We start from the raw sequence: 276 nt of genomic DNA on the forward strand, positions 1-276 counted from the left end.
GGGCTGGACCGTGCCGAGCGCGAAGTGATCCGCCCGGCGTTGCGCCGTTAAGGGTTGCGATTCTCCCCCGGGTGCAACGCTCAATACGCGGGGCGCGGGAATTTCATCCAGACGACCCGGAGAACGCTCGCGTTTGCCTTCCTGGTACTCGCCGAAGAACAGCCTCGCCTGCCCTTCATGCGTCTCGATCCAAAGATAATGCGCGAATCCCGCAGGAGCCCGGATCAGGCCCAAGATCGCCACCAGACTGATCACGACCGCACGCGCTCTTCCCAT

General features: G+C 63.4%; 1 pseudogene. It reads right to left on the minus strand.

Annotated elements, in window-relative coordinates:
• Positions 1 to 255, minus strand: a pseudogene (locus ACTFO6_RS18745) (TonB-dependent receptor); the annotation flags it as partial.
• Positions 256 to 276: the final 21 nt, after the last annotated feature.

This window comes from Pelomicrobium sp. G1, from assembly GCF_051905455.1.
Classification (GTDB): domain Bacteria; phylum Pseudomonadota; class Gammaproteobacteria; order Burkholderiales; family UBA6910; genus Pelomicrobium.